The following is an 18,931-nucleotide window of genomic DNA, read 5'->3' on the forward strand; positions in this document are numbered from 1 at the left end:
CCTGTAACGAAATGTGAGTGCGTGGCTTCGTCGAGATGACCTCCTAACCGGGAATGGCATCAAGGTTAAAGCGCTCTGCGGGCGGGGGGCGGAAAACGGGCGGATTCCTGCCGTCAACCGGCTTTCCGGGCAGCGGATTTCCGCCGAGGCTGAAATTTTTCTCTAGGTCGCCCGATGGGTCCGCGGGGGAGTCGCCCTTTCTGCCGGGGCCCCGGGCCGATGCCGGAACCGGCCCCCGAACGCGGCGGAAATGGCGTTTTGCGCAAGGCAACGGTTGCTTTCCGGCGGGGCTTCGGCCTAAGGAAGCCCATGAAGATCTTGTTTCTTGGCGATGTGATGGGGCGCGCGGGACGTGCGGGGGTGGCGGAACGGCTGCCGAAGCTGCGCGCGGACTGGGGGCTCGATTTCGTCGTGGTGAACGGCGAAAACGCCTCGGGGGGCATGGGGCTGACCGGCGAGCATGCGAAACTGCTGCTTGCCGCGGGGGCCGATGTGGTGACGCTGGGCGATCATGCCTTCGACCAGAAGGACATGCTGCGCTTCATCGAAACCGAGCCGCGGGTGATCCGGCCGCTGAATTACGCGAAAGAGGCGCCCGGCAAGGGCGCGCGGCTGTTCGAGGACCGCCGCGGCCGCAAGGTTCTGGTCGCGCAGGTGCTGGGCCAGGTCTTCATGAAGCGCCCCTTCGACGATCCGTTCTCGGCGATCGACACCGCCTTGCGCACGCATCCGCTGGGCGGGCTGGCGCAGGCGATTCTGGTCGACGTGCATTGCGAGGCGACCTCGGAAAAGATGGCGATGGGGCAGTATTGCGACGGCCGCGCCAGCCTTGTCGTCGGCACGCATACCCATGTGCCCACCGCCGATGCGGTGATCCTCAAGGGCGGCACCGCCTATCTGTCCGACGCGGGGATGTGCGGCGATTACGACAGCATCATCGGCATGGAAAAGGCCGAGCCGATGCGCCGGTTCCTGACCGGGATGACGCGCGACCGTTTCACCCCGGCCGAGGGGCCGGTGACGCTTTCGGGCGTCTATGTCGAGACCGACGACCGCACGGGCAAGGCCACGCGCATTGCCCCGGTGCGGCTGGGCGGGCGGTTGCCCGAGGCGCTGCCGGTCTGAGCCTTGGCCGCCATATGTCCGCAAAAACAGCATTTTCCCGCCGACAGCCGAAGATGGCACGGAAAGCGGCGATGAAAGCTTGCCCGCATGGCTTGGGCGGCTAGTATCGCGGCGAAGCAGAGGGGCCTGAGATGATCGACCTTGGACTGGGCGCCGCGGCGCAGGCATGGCTGTCCATCGCCATCGTGCTGGGCATGTTCGTTCTGTTCGTGCGCGAAAAGGATCCGCCCGAAGTCATCGCCATCGGCGGCGCCGCCCTGATGCTGGTGCTGGGCCTTGTGCCCTACAAGGAGGCGGTGGGGGCGCTCTCGAATTCGGCGCCCTGGACGATCGCCTTCATGTTCCTGATCATGGGGGCGCTGGTGCGCACCGGCGCGCTGGACCGCGCCACCCGTGCCGTCGAAAGCCAGATCGACGAACGCCCGGCCACCACCACGGCGCTGCTCTTCGCCATCGTCATGGGCGCCTCGGCCTTCATGAACAACACCCCCGTCGTGGCGGTGATGATCCCGATCTTCATGCAGGCGGCGCGCAAGCTGAACGTGCCGCCCTCGCGGCTTTTGATGCCGCTGTCGTATTTCACCATCATGGGGGGGATGATCACGCTGATCGGCACCTCGACCAACATCCTGGTTGACGGGGTGGTGCGCAAGGACGGGATGGCGCCGTTCTCGATCTTCGAGATCGCGCCCGTCGGGCTGGCGATCTGTCTGGCGGGCTCGCTCTTCATGGCGCTGTTTTCGCGCCGTCTGGTGCCCGACCGGGTCTCGATGGCGGCGACGCTGGGGGGCGGGCGGCCGAAGATGAAATATTTCACCGAGGTGGCGATCCCCGAGGAATCGAACCTGATCGGCAAGGGCGTGCTGGAGATCGACATCTTCAAGCGCACCGGGGTCCGGGTGATCGACGTTCTGCGCGGCGATGCCAGCTTGCGGCGTGATCTGACGGCGGCGGTGCTGGAGGCGGGCGACCGGGTGGTGCTGCGCACCGAGGTCTCGGAGCTTCTGGGCATGCAGGCCAACAAGGATGTGCGGGTGGTGGACAAGCTGTCCTCGGTCGCCACCGAGACGGTCGAGGTGCTGATCTCGCCCGGCTGCCGGATGATCGGGCGGTCTTTGGGCGATTTGCGGCTGCGGCGGCGCTATGGCGTCTATGTGCTGGCGGCGCATCGGCGCAACCAGAACATCGGCCGCAAGCTTGACGATCTGGTGGTGGTCGTGGGTGATACGCTGCTGCTCGAGGGCGCGCCCGAGGATATCGCCCGGCTGGCGCAGGACATGGATCTGGTCGATGTCTCCCGCCCCACCGCGCGGGCGTTCCGGCGCGGCAAGATGCCGATCGCGGTTCTGGCCCTGCTTGCCGTGGTCGGGCTTTCGGCGCTGGATGTGGCGCCGATCATGGAACTGGCGATGGTGGCGGTGGCGGTGATCCTGCTGACCCGCTGCATCGATGCCGACGAGGCCTTTTCCTATGTCGATGGCCGGCTTCTGGCGATGATCTTCGCCATGCTGGTGGTGGGCGAGGGGCTGGACGCCTCGGGGGCGGTTGCGCTCATCGTCGATGCGGTGGCGCCGCTGATGCAGGATCTGCCGCCGATCGCGGCGCTGGCGGCGGTCTATTTCCTTGGCCTTGCGATGACGGAACTGCTGTCGAACAATGCGGTGGCGGTGATCTTCACGCCGATCGCGATCCAGCTGGCGCATACGCTGGGTCTGGACCCGCGCCCCTTTGCCGTGGCGGTGATGTTCTCGGCCTCGGTCGCCTTTGCCACGCCGATCGGCTATCAGACCCACATGATGGTCTATGGGCCGGGCGGCTACAAATTCTCGGATTTCCTGCGGCTTGGCATTCCGCTCGATATCCTGACCGGCATCGTCGCGGTGCTGGTGATCCCGCTTGTCTGGCCGCTTGTCCCCTGAGGTTTTCATGCGTTTCGCCGTCCTGCTGCCCACCCTCCTGCTGCCCGCCGTCCTTGCGCTTTCGGCCTGTTCGCTGCCGCCCGCGCCCGCGCCCAACCCGGGGCGCATCGATCTGCTTTCCGACCGGCTGACGGTGCATTTCACCGATGGCAGCCGCTGCAGCGCCGATATCGCCGCCGCGCCCACGGGGGCGCTTGCGGGCTGCGCGGTGCCGATGACCTATGCGGTCGAGATCCGCCGCAAGATCCATGTTCCGGTCGCCGACGGGCTGATCGAGCCCTATGCAAAGGTCCGGCTGACCCGGCAATCCGACGGGCGCGTCTTCGACTGGGTCACCCCCGAGGGCGGCGCGTGGCACCGGCCGGTGAATTACGGCCATCAGCCCGGCTGAGGGGCGGTTTCATTGGCGCGGCTTGCGGTAAGGCCGGGCTTTGGCTATAGCGGCCGCCAGCACACCAATTCGACGGAGTAGGGGCATGGCAGGCCATTCCAAATGGGCGAACATCCAGCACCGCAAGGGCAAGCAGGATGCGATCCGCTCGAAGATGTTCTCGAAGCTGGCGAAGGAAATCACCGTCGCCGCCAAGATGGGCGACCCCGATCCCGACAAGAACCCGCGTCTGCGGCTGGCGGTCAAGGCCGCCAAGGCGCAATCGATGCCCAAGGACGTGATCGACCGCGCGATCAAGAAATCGCAGATGGGCGATGCGGCGGATTACACGGAAATCCGCTACGAGGGCTATGGCCCGAACGGGATCGCGATCATCGTCGAGGCGATGACCGACAACCTGAACCGCACCGCGTCGAACGTGCGCAGCTATTTCACCAAATCGGGCGGCAACATGGGGCAGACCGGCTCGGTCAGCCACGGCTTTGACCGGGTGGGCGAGATTTCCTATCCGGCTGCGGTGGGCGATGCCGATGCGGTGATGATGGCGGCGCTGGAAGCGGGCGCCGATGACGTCGAGAGCGACGAAGAGGGCCACTGGATCTATTGCTCGGTCGAGGCGCTGTCGGAAGTCTCCGAGGCGCTGGAAAAGGCCCTGGGCGAATCGACCGAATCGAAGCTGATCTGGAAGCCGCAGACGACGACCGAAGTCGATCTGGAAACCGCGCAGAAGCTGATGAAGCTGATCGACGCGCTGGAAGAAGACGACGACGTGCAGACGGTGACGCATAATTTCGACGTGCCCGAGGATGTTGCCGCGCAACTCTGAACGCCGCCGGATGGCATTCAAAAGGCGCCCCCCGGGGCGCCTTTTGTTTTCGCCACGCTGTCGCGTGGCGACCCGCCGTCGCCCCCCGGACCCCCCAGCGTATTTGCACCAAGAAAAAGCAGACGGGCGGGATCCGGCATGGCCGTGCGCAGCGGCTTGTTTTCACCTTGCGACAAATATCCCGGGGTGTGCGGAAGCCCCCGGCGGGTCGCCTCGGCGACAGCCGAGGCGAAATACCCCCGCCGCAACGGCCGGTTCTCAGCCGAACAGGATCAGGTTCGAGCGCGCGATCACCCAGAGGGTCATCAGCGCATAGGCCGCAAACCCCGCCAGCGCCCAGAGTGTCAGACGGCGCATCACCGCGGGCAGGGGGCTGCGCAGGCTGCTGCGCGCGGCAAAGGGGCTCACCGCGCCAAGCCCGAGCGCCAGCGCCGTCGCCCCGAAGAGCGGCAGGTAGAACGCATAGCCGACATGGCCGTATTCCGGCTTCAGGATGCAGAAGGGGCAGTGATGGTTCGGGTTTTCATAGACATAAAGCGAGATCGTCGAGACCATCGCCACCAGCGCCGCGCCGAAATAGCCGGCCCCCGCCAGGGCAAAGAGCCCGTGCCCGCGCCCGCTGCGCAGCGCGTGCAGGCCGGTTGCCAGCACCAGCCCCGCCGCGATCGCCAGGGCCCATAATGCGGTTGCCGGATCGACCGCCGCCATCTCGTCCGAAATCCCCGCATTGGCCGGGGTGAAGAGCTTCGAGCAGCAGGACGTGATCACATCGGTGCGCAGATTGAGGAAATAGGCCAACTGCAGCCCCCCCGTCACCAGAACCAGCGGCGCGATCGCCAGCACGGCGGCATATTTCACCCGCGTCAGCGGGTAATCGCGCCCCAACCGGTCGACATGATCCAGCACCAGCCAGACCGCCGCCGCGAAAAAGCTGGCGATCTGCCCGGTAAGCGCCGGAAAGCCGTAGCCGTTCACGTTCAGCGTGCCCACCGCGCACATCGCCCCCACGAACAGCGCCGCCATCCGGTCGGCGTTGAAGACGAACAGGAACAGCGCCGCCGCCTCGGCCGCCATCACCAGCGCGAAAAGCGTCGAGACCAGTTCGGTGCGCCGCTCCAGCAGCAATTGCCCACGCGCGCCGCTGCTCGGATCCCAGCGCCGCAGCACGGAAATTCCGAAGCCCGCCGACCAGAGCGCCACCAGCGCGGCCAGCGCCGAGACCAGCAGCAGCGTCAGGATCGGCGTGTGAAAGATCATGACCGCACCTGCAGGACCGCGCCGTCCCGCATCTCGACCACCGCCGTCACCGGCGCGGCCGAAATGATGCGCGGATCATGGCTGGTCAGGATCACCGTTTTCCCCTCGGCCCGCAGCCCGGCGACGATGTCAAGAAAGCGCAGCGCCAGCGCGGTATCGAGATTGGCCGTCGGCTCGTCGGCGATCAGCACCGGCGCGTCATTCACCAGCGCCCGGGCAATCGCCGCGCGCTGCGTCTCGCCGCCCGACAGCACCTCGACCGGCATCCGCGCCTTCCCCGCCAGGCCAAGCGCCGCGAGCCGCGCCAGCGCCCGCGCTTCAACCACCGCGCGATCCTCGCCCAGCGGCGCCGCGGGCAGCATCACGTTTTCCAGCACCGACAGGCCCCGGATCAGGTTGAAGCGCTGAAAGACAAAGCCGAACCGGCGCCGCCGCAGATCGGTCAGGAAGCGCTCGGGCAGGGAGGAAATCACCTCGCCCGCCAGCGTGATCCGCCCCGTCGTCGGCCGCGCCATGCAGCCCACCAGGCTGAGAAGCGTCGTCTTGCCCGAGCCTGAAGGCCCCATCACCACCGTCACCCCCGGCGCGATCGCCAGATCGATGTCGCGCAGCGCGGTGACTTCGTTCGGGCGGCCTTCGTTGTAGGTCTTTGAAACGCCGTGCAAGGTGATCATCGCATCACCGCATCCGGGTCGGCCGCCGCGCTGCGCCAGACCGGAACCACGGTCGCGGCGGCATAGGGCAGGGTGGTCAGAAGAAACAAGGTCAGCAGCTGCGCCGTGTCGATCGCGGGGCTGAGCCGGAACTCGGGATAGATCACCGCCCAGCCCTGCAGCAGCGGCGCGAAAAGCGCCGCCCCCGCCCAGAACACATGCGCATAGGCCAGCACAGTGCCGAGCACAAACGCCCCGCCCGAGATCAGCCCCCCCTCCCAAAGCTTCATCGCGATCACGTCGCGCGTGTCCCAGCCGATCGCCTTCAGAATGCCGATTTCGCGCGCCTCCTCGGCGGAAAGCCCGCTGGCCTTGTCGGCGGCAAAGATCGCGAAAGCCAGCATCGCGACGAAAGCCAGCGCCACCATCACCCCCTCGCGCCAGTCGAAAAGCTTCTGATAGGTGCGGGCGATGTCGCCCCGGGTGACAAAACGGGCCTCGGGCAGCCGGGCCGTGGCTTTTTCGACCACGGTCGACAGCTCGCGCGGGTTGCGCACCGTCACCGCCAGATCGGTGAACTGCCCCGCAGGCACGTTGAAAAAGCTGCGGAAATCGGCCTCGTTCATCAAGATCAGATCGGCGCTGACCAGCGCCAGTTCGGTGTCCAGCGTGCGGGCGACGTCGAAGCGCACCAGATCGCCCTCGTGGCGCGACAGGAACAGCGGCGTGCCCTGCCATTTGAAATCGCGCAGCCGCGGCACCGCTTCGCCCAGGATCACCTGCCCCGGCGGCGGGATCAGCGCGGCGGTGCCCGGCACCATCACCGTGTAATTCGCCCCGTTGATCCGGTCGTAAAAATAGCCCCAAAGCCGCCCCTCGACCCCGGCGACGCCGCGGATTGCGGCAAGCTGCGGCACCGCCTCGGCGCCGATCATCGTCTGACGGCCAAGGCTGAGGCTTTGCACGATCAGATCGGGGGCGCTGGCCAGTGTCGCCTCGGCCTCGCGACGCAGAGAAGCGGCCAGGAACATCGCCGAGGCCAGCAGGAACACGACCGCGGCAAAGACCGCGACGAGGGCGAGCGTCTTGACCCGCCGCCGCGCCAGCGCCGCGACGGTGAAATCCAGAAGCGCGCGATGCCGGTTCAGCGCGCTCATCGCAGATCCCCGGCCGAAAAGGCAAGCGCCGTCGGCCCGAAATGCGTCGGCGGCGCAATCAGGCTTCCCGAGGGAAAGTGATCGAAAGACAAGGGGTTGTCCTGAAAGGCGGTGGCCAGATCGGCCAGCGACGGGTGGCGGGTGTAGCGCGCCTCGGTGAACAGCGCGAGATCGCTCAGGCCAAGGTCCCGCACCAGATGCGCGGCGGCCTGCAGACGCGCGGCCTCGCGCGGGGCGGTCAGAACGGCATGCGCCGCCTCGGCCCCCGCCAGCGCGAAAGCCAGGCCAAAGGCCGCCAGCACCGGGGTTGCGGGACGCAGGCTCATTCGAACCGGCCCTCGTCCAGCTTCGCGGGCAGGTCCGCGGGGATGTCGGCAAAGCGCAGCAGGCGCTTGCCCGCGTGATCGCGCATGAAATCGGCCGCCTCGGCCTCGCTGGCCAGGGGCACGAACTCATGCCCCATCGGCCCCAGAACATCCGAGCCGACCGCGTAAAGCGCCGTCTCGGCCGCGATCGGGCGCAGGCCGTAATAGTCGGTCACCCCCATCGCGGTGATCTGATCGCGACGGCGCCCGGCGGCGTATTTCGGCACCTCGGCCACGAATTTGAAGAAGTCCTTCGGGCCGTCGAAATGAAAGGCTGCGCCATCGGCAAAGACCACCGTCGCGATCCAGTCGGGATAGCGCGCGACGAACATGCCGCAGACCGGACAGGTGTCGCGCGGCCCGGGTTTGGGCAGATCGAGGCGCGTCGCATCCGCGCGGGCGGCCTGCGGCAGGCAAAGGGCAAGCGCCGAGACGCCTGCCAGCAGGCCAAGCGCGGTGCGGCGGGAAAGGTTGCACATGGTCAACTCCATCCCCGGCCGTGCCGGGTTTGCACGGCCGGAATGTTGCAAAAGGTCAATGCGAGCCGGGCATCTTCAGGCCCATGTCATGCCGTTTCTCGCCCCGGCGCTTGCGGATCATCGCGGTGTCCTTGGCCATTTCGACATAGGCGGCCATCAGCGCCGTGTCGAAATCGGCAAGGCTTGCATCGGCGCTGCCCGCGGCGGCGGCCTCGGCCTTGGCGCGGTCGGCAAAGGCCAGTTTCGACACCGCCGACATCGTGCCCGGTTTCGCGGGATCGATCACATAGGTCATCGCGGCCGTATCGGCGAGCGGCTTCGTCTCGCCCTCGGCCCCGGCATCGCCCGCATAGATCGCCTTCGGCCCGGCGTCCATGTTGAGCGCCAGCGAAATCGCCGCGCAATGGATCGAACAGGTGCCGTCCACGGTGTCGTTTTCATAAACGATCAGATGGCGCGAGGCCGAGAACATCGCCCGCATCATGCCGCAATAGGGGCAGCGCGGATATTTGCCCAGATCGTCGGTCACCGGGTCGGGATCGACCTTGAGAAACCGGGTCAGCCCGTTTTCATCGGTCCATTGCATCGGGCTGACCGGCTTTTCGGCGGGGGACATCGCCATTTCGGCGCGGGCGGGCAGGGCGGCCAGCGGCACAAGCGCGGTGGCAGAGGCGGTGGCGGCAAGAAAATCACGACGTTTCATCGCTGTCTCCAGAACGGAACATTGGCAGGGATCAGGGCACGGCGGGGACCCCGCGGGGACGGGGAGGGCGGGACGCTGCCCCCCTCGCGCCCCCGTCACAGGGTCGCAACCACCGGCGGTGCGCGGATCAGGCCGCTGCGCGGCAAAGGCGCGATGAAGGTGAAGGGGATCAGGGCCGCGGGATCAGGCGCGGTCAAAAGATGCAGCTGCGGCGGCGGCAGATCCGGCAGCGCGGGCATGGCAAAGGCGCAGACCGCGGCGCTGGTGCAGATCGCGCAGCCCGCATGGCCGCCGTCCGTGTCCAGGACCCGGCCCGAGACGGGATCGTAAAGCGCCCCCCCCTCGCCGGTGCAAAGCTGCAAGAACCCCGCCCGCGCGCCCGGGCCAAGGCCGCCCAGATCCTGCAGCGCCGAGGCCGAGAGATGTTCGGCGAAGAACAGGCTTTGCAGCGCGAGGGCCAGCACCGCCAGCCACCGGGCGAAAACGCCGGCGCGGAAGGACAGCTGGGGGCGGGCAGGGCGGATCATCACGGCTCGCGGTCGCGGGGTTGGCACAGCATTGCGGCAGGCCGGGGGGAAAGCAATGCCTTCCCGCCGGTGTTTCGGGCTGCCGTGCTCTCTGGCTATCGGGCAGGCGCACCGCGCGCCTTGACCGAGGTCAAGTGTCGCAGGCGGGCTGTATCCCGCACAATCGGCCGCTTGCGCCCCCGCGCGGGGCAGGGCAGCAAGGGGCATGACGTCGATCTCCGAGAAGAACCAACCCGTCGAGGGCGTGCTGTGGATGCTGGCCACGGGCATCGCCTTCGTCTTCGTCAACGGCATCGTGCGTTATCTGGGCACGGCGTTGCCCGCCGCCGAATCCGCCTTCATCCGCTTCGCCTGGGGGCTGCTGTTTCTGGCGCCCTCGTTGCTGCCCTTGTTGCGTTCGGGGATTTCGCCCGGCCTTTTCAAGCTTTTCGCGCTGCGCGGCGCGCTGCATACCATCGCCGTGATGCTGTGGTTCTACGCGATGGCGCGGATCACCATCTCCGAGGTGACCGCGATCGGCTATCTGAACCCGATCATCGTCACCCTGGGCGCGGGTCTGTTCTTCGGCGAGGGCTTCCGCCCGGCGCGGATGGCGGCGATTGGCCTGGCGATGCTTGGCGCGCTGGTGGTGCTGCGCCCGGGGCTGCGCGAGCTGTCGCCCGGCCATCTCGCGCAGCTTGGCGCGGCCTTCGGGTTCGGGCTGTCCTATCTGGTGATGAAGCGGCTGACGCAGCTTGCCCCGGCCTCGACCGTGGTGGCGGTGATGGCGCTGTCGGTGACGATCGGCCTTGCGCCCTTTGCGCTGGCGGTCTGGCAGCCGGTCAGCCTTTCGCAGCTGCTCTGGCTGGGGGCGGTCGCCGTCTTTGCGACGGCGGGGCATTACTGCATGACCCGCGCCTTTGCCTGCGCGCCGATGACGGTGACGCAGCCGGTGACCTTTCTGCAGCTGGTCTGGGCGACAGCTCTCGGCTGGTCGGTCTTTGGCGAGGCGGTCGACCCCTGGGTGATCCTGGGCGGGGCCATCATCCTGGCGGCAGTCGTGTTCCTGACCTGGCGCGAGTCGCGTGGGCAGCCGTCGCAAGGGCGTATTTGAGCCAAGAAGAAACCCGAAGCCAAAGGACTCCGGGTTTCCGTTTTTTCTTGGGAAAAATACGCCTCTTTACCCCTTGGCGGCGGTGCCGCGCGGGTCGATCAGCCGGGCGATCACGCCTTCGCGGGTGATCCGCCGCCCGTCGGTCAGCGCCACGGCGGGGACGGTCTTCAAAAGCTCCATCACCTTGATCACCGGGGTTTCGGGCGCAATCGGCGTGCCCTCGGCCGCGCCCGGTTCGGCCATGTCCTCGGCCGTCAGCACGCCAAGCGGGTTCATGTGGGCGACGAATTCGGCGACGTACTCATCGACCGGATTGGCGATGATTTCCCGCGCCGTGCCCATCTGCACCAGCCGCCCGCCTTCCATCAGTGCGATGCGGTTGCCAAGCTTGAAGGCCTCGTCCAGATCGTGGGACACGAAGACGATGGTGCGTTTCAGCGTCGATTGCAGCTCCAGAAGTTCATCCTGCAGCTTCGCCCGAATGAGCGGATCGAGCGCCGAGAAGGGCTCGTCCATCAGAAGGATCGGCGCTTCGGTGGCAAAGGCGCGGGCCAGCCCCACGCGCTGCTGCATGCCGCCCGAAAGCTCGCCCACCTTGCGCTCGGCCCAGTCGGTCAGGTTCACCAGTTTCAGCTGCGCATCGACGCGGTCGCGCCGTTCCGCCTTGCCCATGCCGCTCAGTTCCAGCCCCAGCCCGACGTTTTCGCGCACGGTCCGCCAGGGCAGCAGGCCGAATTGCTGAAACACCATCGCGACGCGGGTCTGCCGGATCCGGCGCAGGGTCTGCGGATCGGCATGGGTGACATCGACAAGCCCGTTGCCGTCGCAGACCTCGACCTTGCCGCGGCAGACCGGGTTGAGCCCGTTCACCGCGCGCAGAAGCGTCGATTTGCCCGAGCCCGAAAGGCCCATCAGCACCAGGATTTCGCCCTCGGCCACCGAGAGCGAGCAGTCATGCACCCCCAGAACCTGACCCGTGCGAGCCTGGATCTCGGCGCGCGACATGCCTTGGTCCATCAGCGGCAGGGCGCGGTCCGGGTGATCGCCAAAGACGATCGAGACATTGTCGAACCGCACCGCGACGCCCGCGGTCAGCTTCGGATCGGTGATCATGGTCGCATGTCTCATTTCGATCCCCCGAAGCGCATCATCCGGTCAAGCACGATGGCGACGACCACGATGATCATCCCCGATTCAAAGCCAAGCGCGGTGTTGACCGAGTTCAGCGCCCGCACCACCGGCACACCGAGCCCGTTCGCGCCCACCAGCGCCGCGATCACCACCATGGAGAGCGAGAGCATGATCGTCTGGTTCAGCCCCGCCATGATCTGCGGCAGCGCATAGGGCAGTTCGACCTTCCACAGCACCTGCCGCGGCGTGGCGCCAAAGGCGCGGGCGGCTTCCAGAAGCGGCTGCGGCGTGGTGGACACCCCCAGATGCGTCAGCCGGATCGGCGCGGGCAGCACGAAAATCACCGTCGCGATCAGCCCCGGCACCATGCCGATGCCGAAAAACACGATCGCCGGGATCAGATAGACGAAGGTCGGCAGCGTCTGCATCAGGTCGAGGATCGGCTGCATCGCCAGATAAAGCCGGGGCCGGTGCGCGGCGGCGATGCCGATCGGCACGCCCAGCGACATGCAGACGACACAGGCCGAGATCACAAGCGTCAGGCTTTCCGTCGTCGGTTTCCAGTAGCCCTGGTTGAAGACGTAAAGCAGGCCCAGAAGCACGGTCAGCAGGATCGACACCCGCCGCTGCAGGAACCACGAGATGCCAAGGAAAAAGCCCGTCATGATGAAGGGCTGATATTCCGGCGGGTAAAGCGGCGTATATTCTGCCGCGCCGGTGATCCAGGAAATGTCGAGCGGCGTCGCAAAGATCGCCATGATCCCGTCGATCAGCGTTTCGAAGATCGCGGCCAGATGATCGAAGACGATCGAGAAACTGTCGCGCATCCATTCGAAGACGTGCTTGGCCCAGGGGCCGACGGGAATTTTCCATTTGCCGGTGAAAAGATCGGTGCCGCTGTGGCCGGTGATCAGCCCGGAGCCGATCAGCAGGGCCGCCAGTTTTTCGAGGACCGTCTTGAGCAGGATGGCGCCGAAAATCGACGCGGCGATGGTGCCGATCAGGCGCATCGTTTGCTGTAGCATGTCGCTTGCCTTGCGTGGTTCGGAAGACCGACAGGCGGGGGCCCGCCTGCCTGGATCGTCAGGTCAGCGCAAGGCTTATTTCAGCGCCGCGGTCACCGCCGCAAGGCCGTCGCCGCCGTCCTTGGTGGTCACGCCGGCAAGCCAGGGGGCCAGAACTTCCGGGTGCGCGGCCAGCCAGTCCTTGGCGGCGGTCGGCGGGTCGATGCCCTCGTCAAGGATCTTGCCCATGATCTCGTTTTCCATCGCCAGGCTGAATTCGAGATTGGAGAGCAGCTTGCCGGTGTTCGGGCATTCCGCGACATAACCCTTGCGGACATTGGTGCGCACCTCGGCGCCGCCGAAATTCGGGCCGAAGACCTCATCGCCGCCGGTCAGGTAGCTCATCTTGAAATTCGCGTTCATCGGATGCGGTTCCCAGCCGAGGAACACCACCGGGGTATTGTCCTTTTCGCCCTTGGCGACGGCGGCGAGCATCCCCTGTTCCGAGCTTTCGACAACCTCGAAGCCGGTCAGGTCGAATTTGCCCGCGGTGATCATGTCGAGCACCAGACGGTTGCCGTCATTGCCCGGCTCGATCCCGTAGATCTTGCCCTCGAGCGCGTCCTTGTTCTTCGCGATATCGGCGAAATCCTTGATGCCAAGTGCGGCGCCCGCGGCATTGGTGGCCAGCGTGTATTTCGCGCCCACCAGGTTGGTGCGCAAAGTTTCGACCGTGCCGTCATCGCGATAGGGCGCCAGATCGGCCTCCATCGAGGGCATCCAGTTGCCCAGGAACACGTCCACATCCCCCGAGGAGAGCGCCGTATAGGTCACCGGCACCGACAGAAGCTTGATGTCGGTTTCATACCCCAGCGCCTGCAGCACCGTCGTCGTCACCGCGGTCGTCGCGGTGATGTCGGTCCAGCCCACATCCGAAAAGATCACCTTGTTGCAATCGGCCGCGGCGGGAAGGGCAAGCGAAACTGTCGCAGCCCCGGCAAGAAGGAAGGAACGAAGCGTCATCAGGGTCTCCCGTTGGTTGCCCGGTTTACGGTCAGGCTTTTTGTTGATTGACGAGTCAATAAACTTGCCTGTAGCTCCTAAAAGCAAGTTCTTTTTTGAGCGGAGTCGCAAAAGACATGCCGAAGCTTGGAGCAGAGCCTATTCGACGGGCGGCCTTGGTGAAAGCCACGATCGAAACGGTGGGCGAGGCGGGGTCGCTTGAAGTGACCGTAGCACAGATTGCGCGGCGTGCGGGGATGTCCTCTGCGCTGGCGCATCATTATTTTGGCTCGAAGGAGCAGATTTTCCTGGCCGCGATGCGGGCGATCCTGACGCTTTACGGCGCCGAGGTGCGCGGCGCGCTGGCCGCGGCCGAGCGCGGGCCCGAATCACGGCTGCGCGCGATCATCGCGGGCTCGTTCTCGCCGGGGTCGTTCCGGCGCGAGGCGATCTCGGCCTGGTTGAATTTCTACGTTCTGGCGCAGACGAATCGCGAGGCGATGCGGCTTTTGCGGGTCTATCAGCGCCGCTTGCGCTCGAACCTGCAGCATGAATTGCGCCCGCTGGTCGGCCCGCGGGCCGAGGCGGTGGCGCGTGGTCTGGGGGCGATGATCGACGGCGTCTATATCCGGGCGGCCTTGGCCGAACATGCGCCGGATCGCGCTTATGCGCTTGAAATCGTGTATGAATATCTGAACCGGGAACTGGAGGTGCGGTCATGAGGGCACAGCCGAAGGCCAGCCATTTCGTCAATGGCGACTGGGTCGAGGACAAGGCCGGGGCCGAGATCGAGGTGATCTTTCCCGGCACCGGCGAGGTGATCGCGGTGCTGCACGAAGCAACCCCCGCGGTGATCGAGGCGGCGCTGTCGGGGGCGGTGGCGGCGCAACGCGCCTGGGCCGCGCTGAAGCCGGTCGAGCGGGCGCGGATCCTGCGCCGCGCCGCCGATCTGATTCGCGACCGCGGCGCGGAACTGGCGTTTCTGGAAACGCTCGACACCGGCAAGCCCCTGCAGGAAACGCTGGTCGCCGACTGGCCCTCGGGCGCGGACAGTCTGGAATATTTCGCGGGGCTGGCGCCGACCCTGACCGGCGAGACGATCCCGCTTGGCGGCGATTTCGCCTATACGATTCGCGAGCCTTTGGGGGTCTGCGTCGGCATCGGCGCCTGGAATTACCCCAGCCAGATCGCCTGCTGGAAGGCCGCCCCGGCGCTCTCGACCGGCAATGCGATGGTGTTCAAACCCTCGGAGGTCACGCCCTTGGGCGCGCTGCAGCTGGCCGAGCTCTTCATTCAGGCGGGGATGCCCGCGGGGGTCTTCAACGTCGTGCAGGGCCGGGGGGCCGTGGGCGGCGTGCTGAGCACTGATTCGCGGGTGGCCAAGGTGTCGCTGACCGGCTCGGTCACGACCGGCGCGCGGGTCTATGCGGCGGCGGGTGCGGGGATGAAACATGTGACGATGGAGCTGGGGGGCAAATCGCCGCTGATCGTCTTTGAAGATGCCGATCTGGAAAGCGCCATCGGCGCGGCGATGCTGGGGAATTTCTATTCCTCGGGGCAGGTCTGCTCGAACGGGACGCGGGTCTTCGTGCACAGATCGATCAAGGAGCGCTTCCTGACCCGGCTGGCCGAACGCACGGCCGCGATCAAGGCGGGCGATCCCCTGGACGCGGCGACGCAATTCGGCCCGCTCGTTTCGGCGGCGCAGCATGCCAAGGTGCTGGGCTATGTCGCCACGGCCAAGGCCGAGGGCGCGCGGCTGGTCTGTGGCGGGCAGGCGGGCAACGAGGGGCCGCTGTTCGTGCAGCCGACGGTCTTTGCCGATGTCACCGACACGATGACGCTGGCGCGCGAGGAAGTCTTTGGCCCGGTGATGGCGGTTCTGGATTTCGAGACCGAGGACGAGGTGATCGCCCGGGCGAATGGCACCGAGTTCGGGCTGGCCGCCGGGGTCTTTACCGCCGATCTGGCGCGGGGGCACCGGGTCATCGCGCAGCTGCAGGCGGGGACGTGCTGGATCAACGCCTATAACCTGACGCCGGTGGAGATGCCCTTTGGCGCGGTGAAAGCCTCGGGCGTGGGGCGGGAAAATTCCAAGGCCGCGATCGAGCACTATACGCAGGTGAAGGCCGTCTATGTCGGCATGGGGCCGGTCGAGAGCCCCTATTGAAACGCAGGCCGGCCGGTCCCCCCCCGGACCCCCCCGGCGTATTTGCGCCAAGAAAAAACAGGGTTCAGGCAGAGGGTCGCGCGATGGATGCGGATTATGTGATCGTTGGGGCAGGCTCGGGCGGCTCGGCCTTGGGCTATCGGCTGGCCGAGGCCGGGCATCGGGTGGCGATCATCGAATTCGGCGGCACCGACTGGGGCCCCTTCATCGAGATGCCGGCCGCCCTGTCTTACCCGATGAACATGGGGCGCTATGACTGGGGTATGGGCACCGAGCCCGAGCCGCATCTGGGCAACCGCCGTCTGGTGACGCCGCGCGGCAAGGTGATCGGGGGCTCGTCCTCGATCAACGGCATGGTCTATGTGCGCGGCCACGCCTGCGATTTCGACCATTGGGCGGAACAGGGCGCGGCGGGCTGGGGCTATGCCGATGTGCTGCCCTATTTCAAGCGTCAGGAACATTGGCACGGCGGCCATGACGGCGCCGACGCGACCTGGCGCGGCTCGAAAGGCCCGCTGCATGTGACGCGGGGGCCGCGCAAGAATCCGCTGTTTCAGCATTTCATCGAGGCGGGGGCGGCGGCGGGCTACCCGGTGACGATGGATTACAACGGCGAACAGCAAGAGGGCTTCGGCCCGATGGAGGCGACGATCTGGCAGGGGCGGCGCTGGTCGGTGGCCTCGGCCTATCTGCGCCCTGCGATCAAGACCGGGCGGCTGAAGATCGTCCGGGGCCTCGCGCGCAAGGTGGTGATCGAGCAGGGCCGCGCCGTCGGCGTCGAATATGAAAAGGGCGGCGAGATCAAGGTCTTGAAGGCCAAGGCCGAGGTGATCCTGGCGGCCTCGGCGCTCAACACGCCGAAGCTTCTGATGCTCTCGGGCATTGGCGACGGCGCGCATCTGCAAGCGCATGGGATCGAGGTTCTGGCGCATCGCCCCGGCGTGGGGTCGAACCTGCAAGATCACCTTGAAATCTATATGCAATTTGCCTCGAAAGAGCCGGTGACGCTCTATAAATACTGGAACCTTTGGGGCAAGCTGACGGTCGGCGCGCAATGGGTGCTGACGAAACGGGGCCTTGGCGCCTCGAACCAGTTCGAGGCCTGCGGCTTCATCCGGTCGGACAAGGGCGTCGAATACCCGGATATCCAGTATCACTTCCTGCCCATTGCCGTGCGCTATGACGGCAAGGCCGCGGCCGAGGGGCATGGCTTTCAGGTGCACACCGGCCCGATGCGGTCGAAATCGCGCGGCACGGTGCGGCTGCGCTCCGCCGATCCGCGCGAAAATCCCGAGATCCGCTTCAACTACATGTCGCATCCCGACGATTGGGAGGAGTTCCGCAAGGTTGTGCGGCTGACCCGCGAGATTTTCGCGCAAGCGCCGATGGCGCAGCATGTGAAGCACGAGATCCAGCCCGGCGCCGCGGTGCAGACCGATGCCGAGATCGACGCCTTCATCCGCGATCACGCCGAAAGCGCCTATCACCCCTGCGGCACCTCGCGGATGGGGCGGGCCGATGATCCGATGGCGGTGGTGGACCCGGATGCGCGCGTGATCGGGGTCGAGGGGCTGCGCGTTGCCGACAGCTCGATCTTTCCGCGGGTGACGAATGGCAACCTGAACGGGCCCTCGATCATGACCGGCGAGAAGGTGGCCGATCATATCCTCGGCCGTCGTCTGCCCGCCGAGAATGCGGCCCCCTGGATCAACCCGAACTGGCGCATCTCACAGCGCTAAGCATGACGGCCGACGCGGCTTGCGTTCGCTTTCCGTTCTGCTAGCTTGCGCCCATGGTGAAGTGGGTTCTGATCGGGCTCGTGCTGGCGCTGCCGGCACAGGCGGAAATTCTGGCGGGTCATGCGCGGGTGGTTGACGGCGATACGCTGGTGATCGACGCTCAAAAGGTGCGCCTGTTCGGGATAGATGCGCCGGAACATGATCAGCTGTGCAAGGATGCGCAGGGCCGCGACTGGCCCTGCGGAGAGGCGGCGCGGGATCGGCTGGGGGTTCTGGCCGCCGGTCTGGTGAGATGCGCGGGCCGGGGGCGGGACCGCTACGACCGGCTTCTGGCGGTTTGCAGCGCGGGCGGGCGCGATCTGAACGCGGCGCTGGTCTCCGAAGGCATGGCCGAGGCTTACCGCAAATATGCCCGCGACTATGTTCCCGAGGAGGCGCAGGCGCGCGCGGCGCAGCGCGGCATCTGGGCCGGGCCGCATCTGGCCCCCGAGGCGGTGCGGCGCGGCCCGGTGCAGACCCCGCCCGGCGCCTGTCGGATCAAGGGCAACATCTCGAAAAAGGGGCAGATTTTCCATCTGCCCGGCTCGCGCGATTACGACCGCACCCGGATCGACGAAACAAGGGGCGAGCGCTGGTTCTGCACCGAAGCCGAGGCGCGGGCGGCGGGCTGGCGGCCGATGGGCAGCTGATCGCCCCCTCACGTCCTCGTCGGTGGACATCCGCCCCGCGCCGTCGCAGCATGGCCAAAACGGCAGGGGGCCCCATGGACGCCAAGCTTCGCATCCTTTCCGAGCGGCTTTTGCGCAAGAGCTTCGAAGAGCTGAGCGAGCGCGACAGGCGCGTGCTGCGCCATGTCGCCGAACATGGCACGGTGGCGCGCGATCTGAGCCAGCCCGAGTCGGATCTGGGCGCCCGCATCGCCGACCGGGTCGCGGCCTTTGGCGGATCCTGGGCCTTCATCGGGATTTTCGCGCTGGTCCTGCTGGGCTGGGTGGCGCTGAACACGGTGATTCTGGTCGCGGCCATTGACCCCTATCCCTTTGTTTTCCTGAACCTGATCCTGTCGATGCTGGCGGCGGTGCAGGCCCCCGTGATCATGATGAGCCAGAACCGGCAGGCGGAAAAGGACCGGCTGGCGGCGGCGCATGATTACGAGGTCAACCTGAAGGCGGAAATCGAGATCATGCGGCTGCATGAAAAGCTGGACGAGCTGCGGATGGTGGCGCTGGAGGGGCGGTTCGCGGCGCTGGAGGCGCGGCTTGACGCGATCGCGGCGGCGGTGGGGGCGGATCAAGGCGCGACCGGGGGGGCAACTTGACACGGGTCAAGGTGGCGCAAGCGCTCCGGGTCTAGGCTTGAGTCGTAAGAAATGAAGAGCGCAAAGGAAGAG

Annotated in this window: 20 protein-coding genes; 10 read left to right on the top strand and 10 right to left on the bottom strand. The window is 66.5% G+C overall.

Annotated features, from left to right (window positions below):
- The first annotated feature begins 309 nt into the window (after nucleotides 1–309).
- The 4 genes from RCAP_RS04410 to RCAP_RS04425 all read left to right on the top strand — a co-directional run bounded on the left by RCAP_RS04410 (nucleotide 310) and on the right by RCAP_RS04425 (nucleotide 4,261).
- Nucleotides 310–1,125, top strand: coding sequence for a TIGR00282 family metallophosphoesterase (locus tag RCAP_RS04410; protein WP_013066625.1), 816 nt, complete (start codon nucleotides 310–312; stop codon nucleotides 1,123–1,125).
- Between the two features lie 131 nt (nucleotides 1,126–1,256).
- Complete coding sequence (locus tag RCAP_RS04415; protein WP_013066626.1) at nucleotides 1,257–3,044, top strand: SLC13 family permease; 1,788 nt, start codon at nucleotides 1,257–1,259, stop codon at nucleotides 3,042–3,044.
- Nucleotides 3,045–3,051: 7 nt separating this feature from the next.
- A complete protein-coding gene (locus RCAP_RS04420) occupies nucleotides 3,052–3,435 on the top strand; it encodes a hypothetical protein (protein WP_013066627.1) in 384 nt (127 codons plus the stop codon).
- An 85-nt stretch (nucleotides 3,436–3,520) separates the two neighbouring features.
- On the top strand, nucleotides 3,521–4,261 hold the full coding sequence (locus RCAP_RS04425; RefSeq protein ID WP_013066628.1) for a YebC/PmpR family DNA-binding transcriptional regulator: 741 nt from the start codon (nucleotides 3,521–3,523) through the stop codon (nucleotides 4,259–4,261).
- Nucleotides 4,262–4,519: 258 nt separating this feature from the next.
- Here RCAP_RS04425 and RCAP_RS04435 read toward each other — a convergent pair whose 3' ends face one another.
- The 7 genes from RCAP_RS04435 to RCAP_RS04465 all read right to left on the bottom strand — a co-directional run bounded on the left by RCAP_RS04435 (nucleotide 4,520) and on the right by RCAP_RS04465 (nucleotide 9,402).
- On the bottom strand, nucleotides 4,520–5,518 hold the full coding sequence (locus tag RCAP_RS04435) for a hypothetical protein (RefSeq protein WP_013066629.1): 999 nt from the start codon (nucleotides 5,516–5,518) through the stop codon (nucleotides 4,520–4,522).
- Nucleotides 5,515–6,192: an ABC transporter ATP-binding protein gene (locus tag RCAP_RS04440; RefSeq protein WP_013066630.1), complete on the bottom strand. Its 678-nt coding sequence runs from the start codon at nucleotides 6,190–6,192 to the stop codon at nucleotides 5,515–5,517. Before RCAP_RS04440 ends, RCAP_RS04435 begins: the two co-directional genes overlap by 4 nt.
- The gene (locus tag RCAP_RS04445; RefSeq protein ID WP_013066631.1) at nucleotides 6,189–7,328 is read right to left on the bottom strand and encodes an ABC transporter permease; all 1,140 of its coding nucleotides are present in this window, start codon (nucleotides 7,326–7,328) and stop codon (nucleotides 6,189–6,191) included. Before RCAP_RS04445 ends, RCAP_RS04440 begins: the two co-directional genes overlap by 4 nt.
- Entirely contained in the window at nucleotides 7,325–7,654 is a 330-nt protein-coding gene (locus RCAP_RS04450) for a hypothetical protein (protein ID WP_013066632.1), read from the bottom strand. Before RCAP_RS04450 ends, RCAP_RS04445 begins: the two co-directional genes overlap by 4 nt.
- Complete coding sequence (locus RCAP_RS04455; RefSeq protein WP_013066633.1) at nucleotides 7,651–8,172, bottom strand: nitrous oxide reductase accessory protein NosL; 522 nt, start codon at nucleotides 8,170–8,172, stop codon at nucleotides 7,651–7,653. Before RCAP_RS04455 ends, RCAP_RS04450 begins: the two co-directional genes overlap by 4 nt.
- Nucleotides 8,173–8,227: 55 nt before the next feature.
- A complete protein-coding gene (locus tag RCAP_RS04460; protein ID WP_013066634.1) occupies nucleotides 8,228–8,875 on the bottom strand; it encodes a nitrous oxide reductase accessory protein NosL in 648 nt (215 codons plus the stop codon).
- A 95-nt stretch (nucleotides 8,876–8,970) separates the two neighbouring features.
- On the bottom strand, nucleotides 8,971–9,402 hold the full coding sequence (locus tag RCAP_RS04465; protein WP_013066635.1) for a hypothetical protein: 432 nt from the start codon (nucleotides 9,400–9,402) through the stop codon (nucleotides 8,971–8,973).
- A 205-nt stretch (nucleotides 9,403–9,607) separates the two neighbouring features.
- Here RCAP_RS04465 and RCAP_RS04470 point away from each other — a divergent pair, with 205 nt between their 5' ends.
- Nucleotides 9,608–10,495, top strand: coding sequence for a DMT family transporter (locus tag RCAP_RS04470; protein WP_013066636.1), 888 nt, complete (start codon nucleotides 9,608–9,610; stop codon nucleotides 10,493–10,495).
- A gap of 66 nt (nucleotides 10,496–10,561) precedes the next feature.
- On the opposite strand, the gene choV is transcribed toward RCAP_RS04470, so the two are convergent.
- From choV to choX, 3 genes are all read right to left on the bottom strand, one after another.
- Nucleotides 10,562–11,623, bottom strand: coding sequence for a choline ABC transporter ATP-binding protein (gene choV / locus RCAP_RS04475; protein WP_013066637.1), 1,062 nt, complete (start codon nucleotides 11,621–11,623; stop codon nucleotides 10,562–10,564).
- The gene (gene choW, locus RCAP_RS04480; protein ID WP_238530222.1) at nucleotides 11,620–12,651 is read right to left on the bottom strand and encodes a choline ABC transporter permease subunit; all 1,032 of its coding nucleotides are present in this window, start codon (nucleotides 12,649–12,651) and stop codon (nucleotides 11,620–11,622) included. The genes choV and choW overlap by 4 nt, the downstream gene beginning before the upstream one ends.
- Before the next feature lie 75 nt (nucleotides 12,652–12,726).
- Nucleotides 12,727–13,653 carry a choline ABC transporter substrate-binding protein gene (gene choX, locus RCAP_RS04485; RefSeq protein WP_013066639.1) on the bottom strand — a complete coding sequence of 309 codons (927 nt, stop codon included), beginning with the start codon at nucleotides 13,651–13,653 and terminating at the stop codon, nucleotides 12,727–12,729.
- 116 nt (nucleotides 13,654–13,769) lie between these two features.
- On the opposite strand from choX, the gene betI reads away from it, so the two are divergent.
- From betI to RCAP_RS04510, 5 genes are all read left to right on the top strand, one after another.
- Entirely contained in the window at nucleotides 13,770–14,354 is a 585-nt protein-coding gene (gene betI / locus RCAP_RS04490) for a transcriptional regulator BetI (protein WP_013066640.1), read from the top strand.
- A complete protein-coding gene (gene betB, locus RCAP_RS04495) occupies nucleotides 14,351–15,802 on the top strand; it encodes a betaine-aldehyde dehydrogenase (RefSeq protein ID WP_013066641.1) in 1,452 nt (483 codons plus the stop codon). The genes betI and betB overlap by 4 nt, the downstream gene beginning before the upstream one ends.
- A gap of 83 nt (nucleotides 15,803–15,885) precedes the next feature.
- On the top strand, nucleotides 15,886–17,541 hold the full coding sequence (gene betA / locus RCAP_RS04500; protein ID WP_013066642.1) for a choline dehydrogenase: 1,656 nt from the start codon (nucleotides 15,886–15,888) through the stop codon (nucleotides 17,539–17,541).
- 53 nt (nucleotides 17,542–17,594) lie between these two features.
- Nucleotides 17,595–18,230 (top strand): thermonuclease family protein, encoded by a 636-nt coding sequence (locus RCAP_RS04505; protein WP_013066643.1) that lies wholly within the window; start codon nucleotides 17,595–17,597, stop codon nucleotides 18,228–18,230.
- Nucleotides 18,231–18,304: 74 nt separating this feature from the next.
- Nucleotides 18,305–18,859 carry a DUF1003 domain-containing protein gene (locus RCAP_RS04510; RefSeq protein ID WP_013066644.1) on the top strand — a complete coding sequence of 185 codons (555 nt, stop codon included), beginning with the start codon at nucleotides 18,305–18,307 and terminating at the stop codon, nucleotides 18,857–18,859.
- Nucleotides 18,860–18,931: the final 72 nt, after the last annotated feature.

Origin of the sequence: Rhodobacter capsulatus SB 1003 (genome assembly GCF_000021865.1) — a bacterium.
In the GTDB taxonomy this organism is placed as follows: Bacteria; Pseudomonadota; Alphaproteobacteria; order Rhodobacterales; family Rhodobacteraceae; genus Rhodobacter; species Rhodobacter capsulatus_B.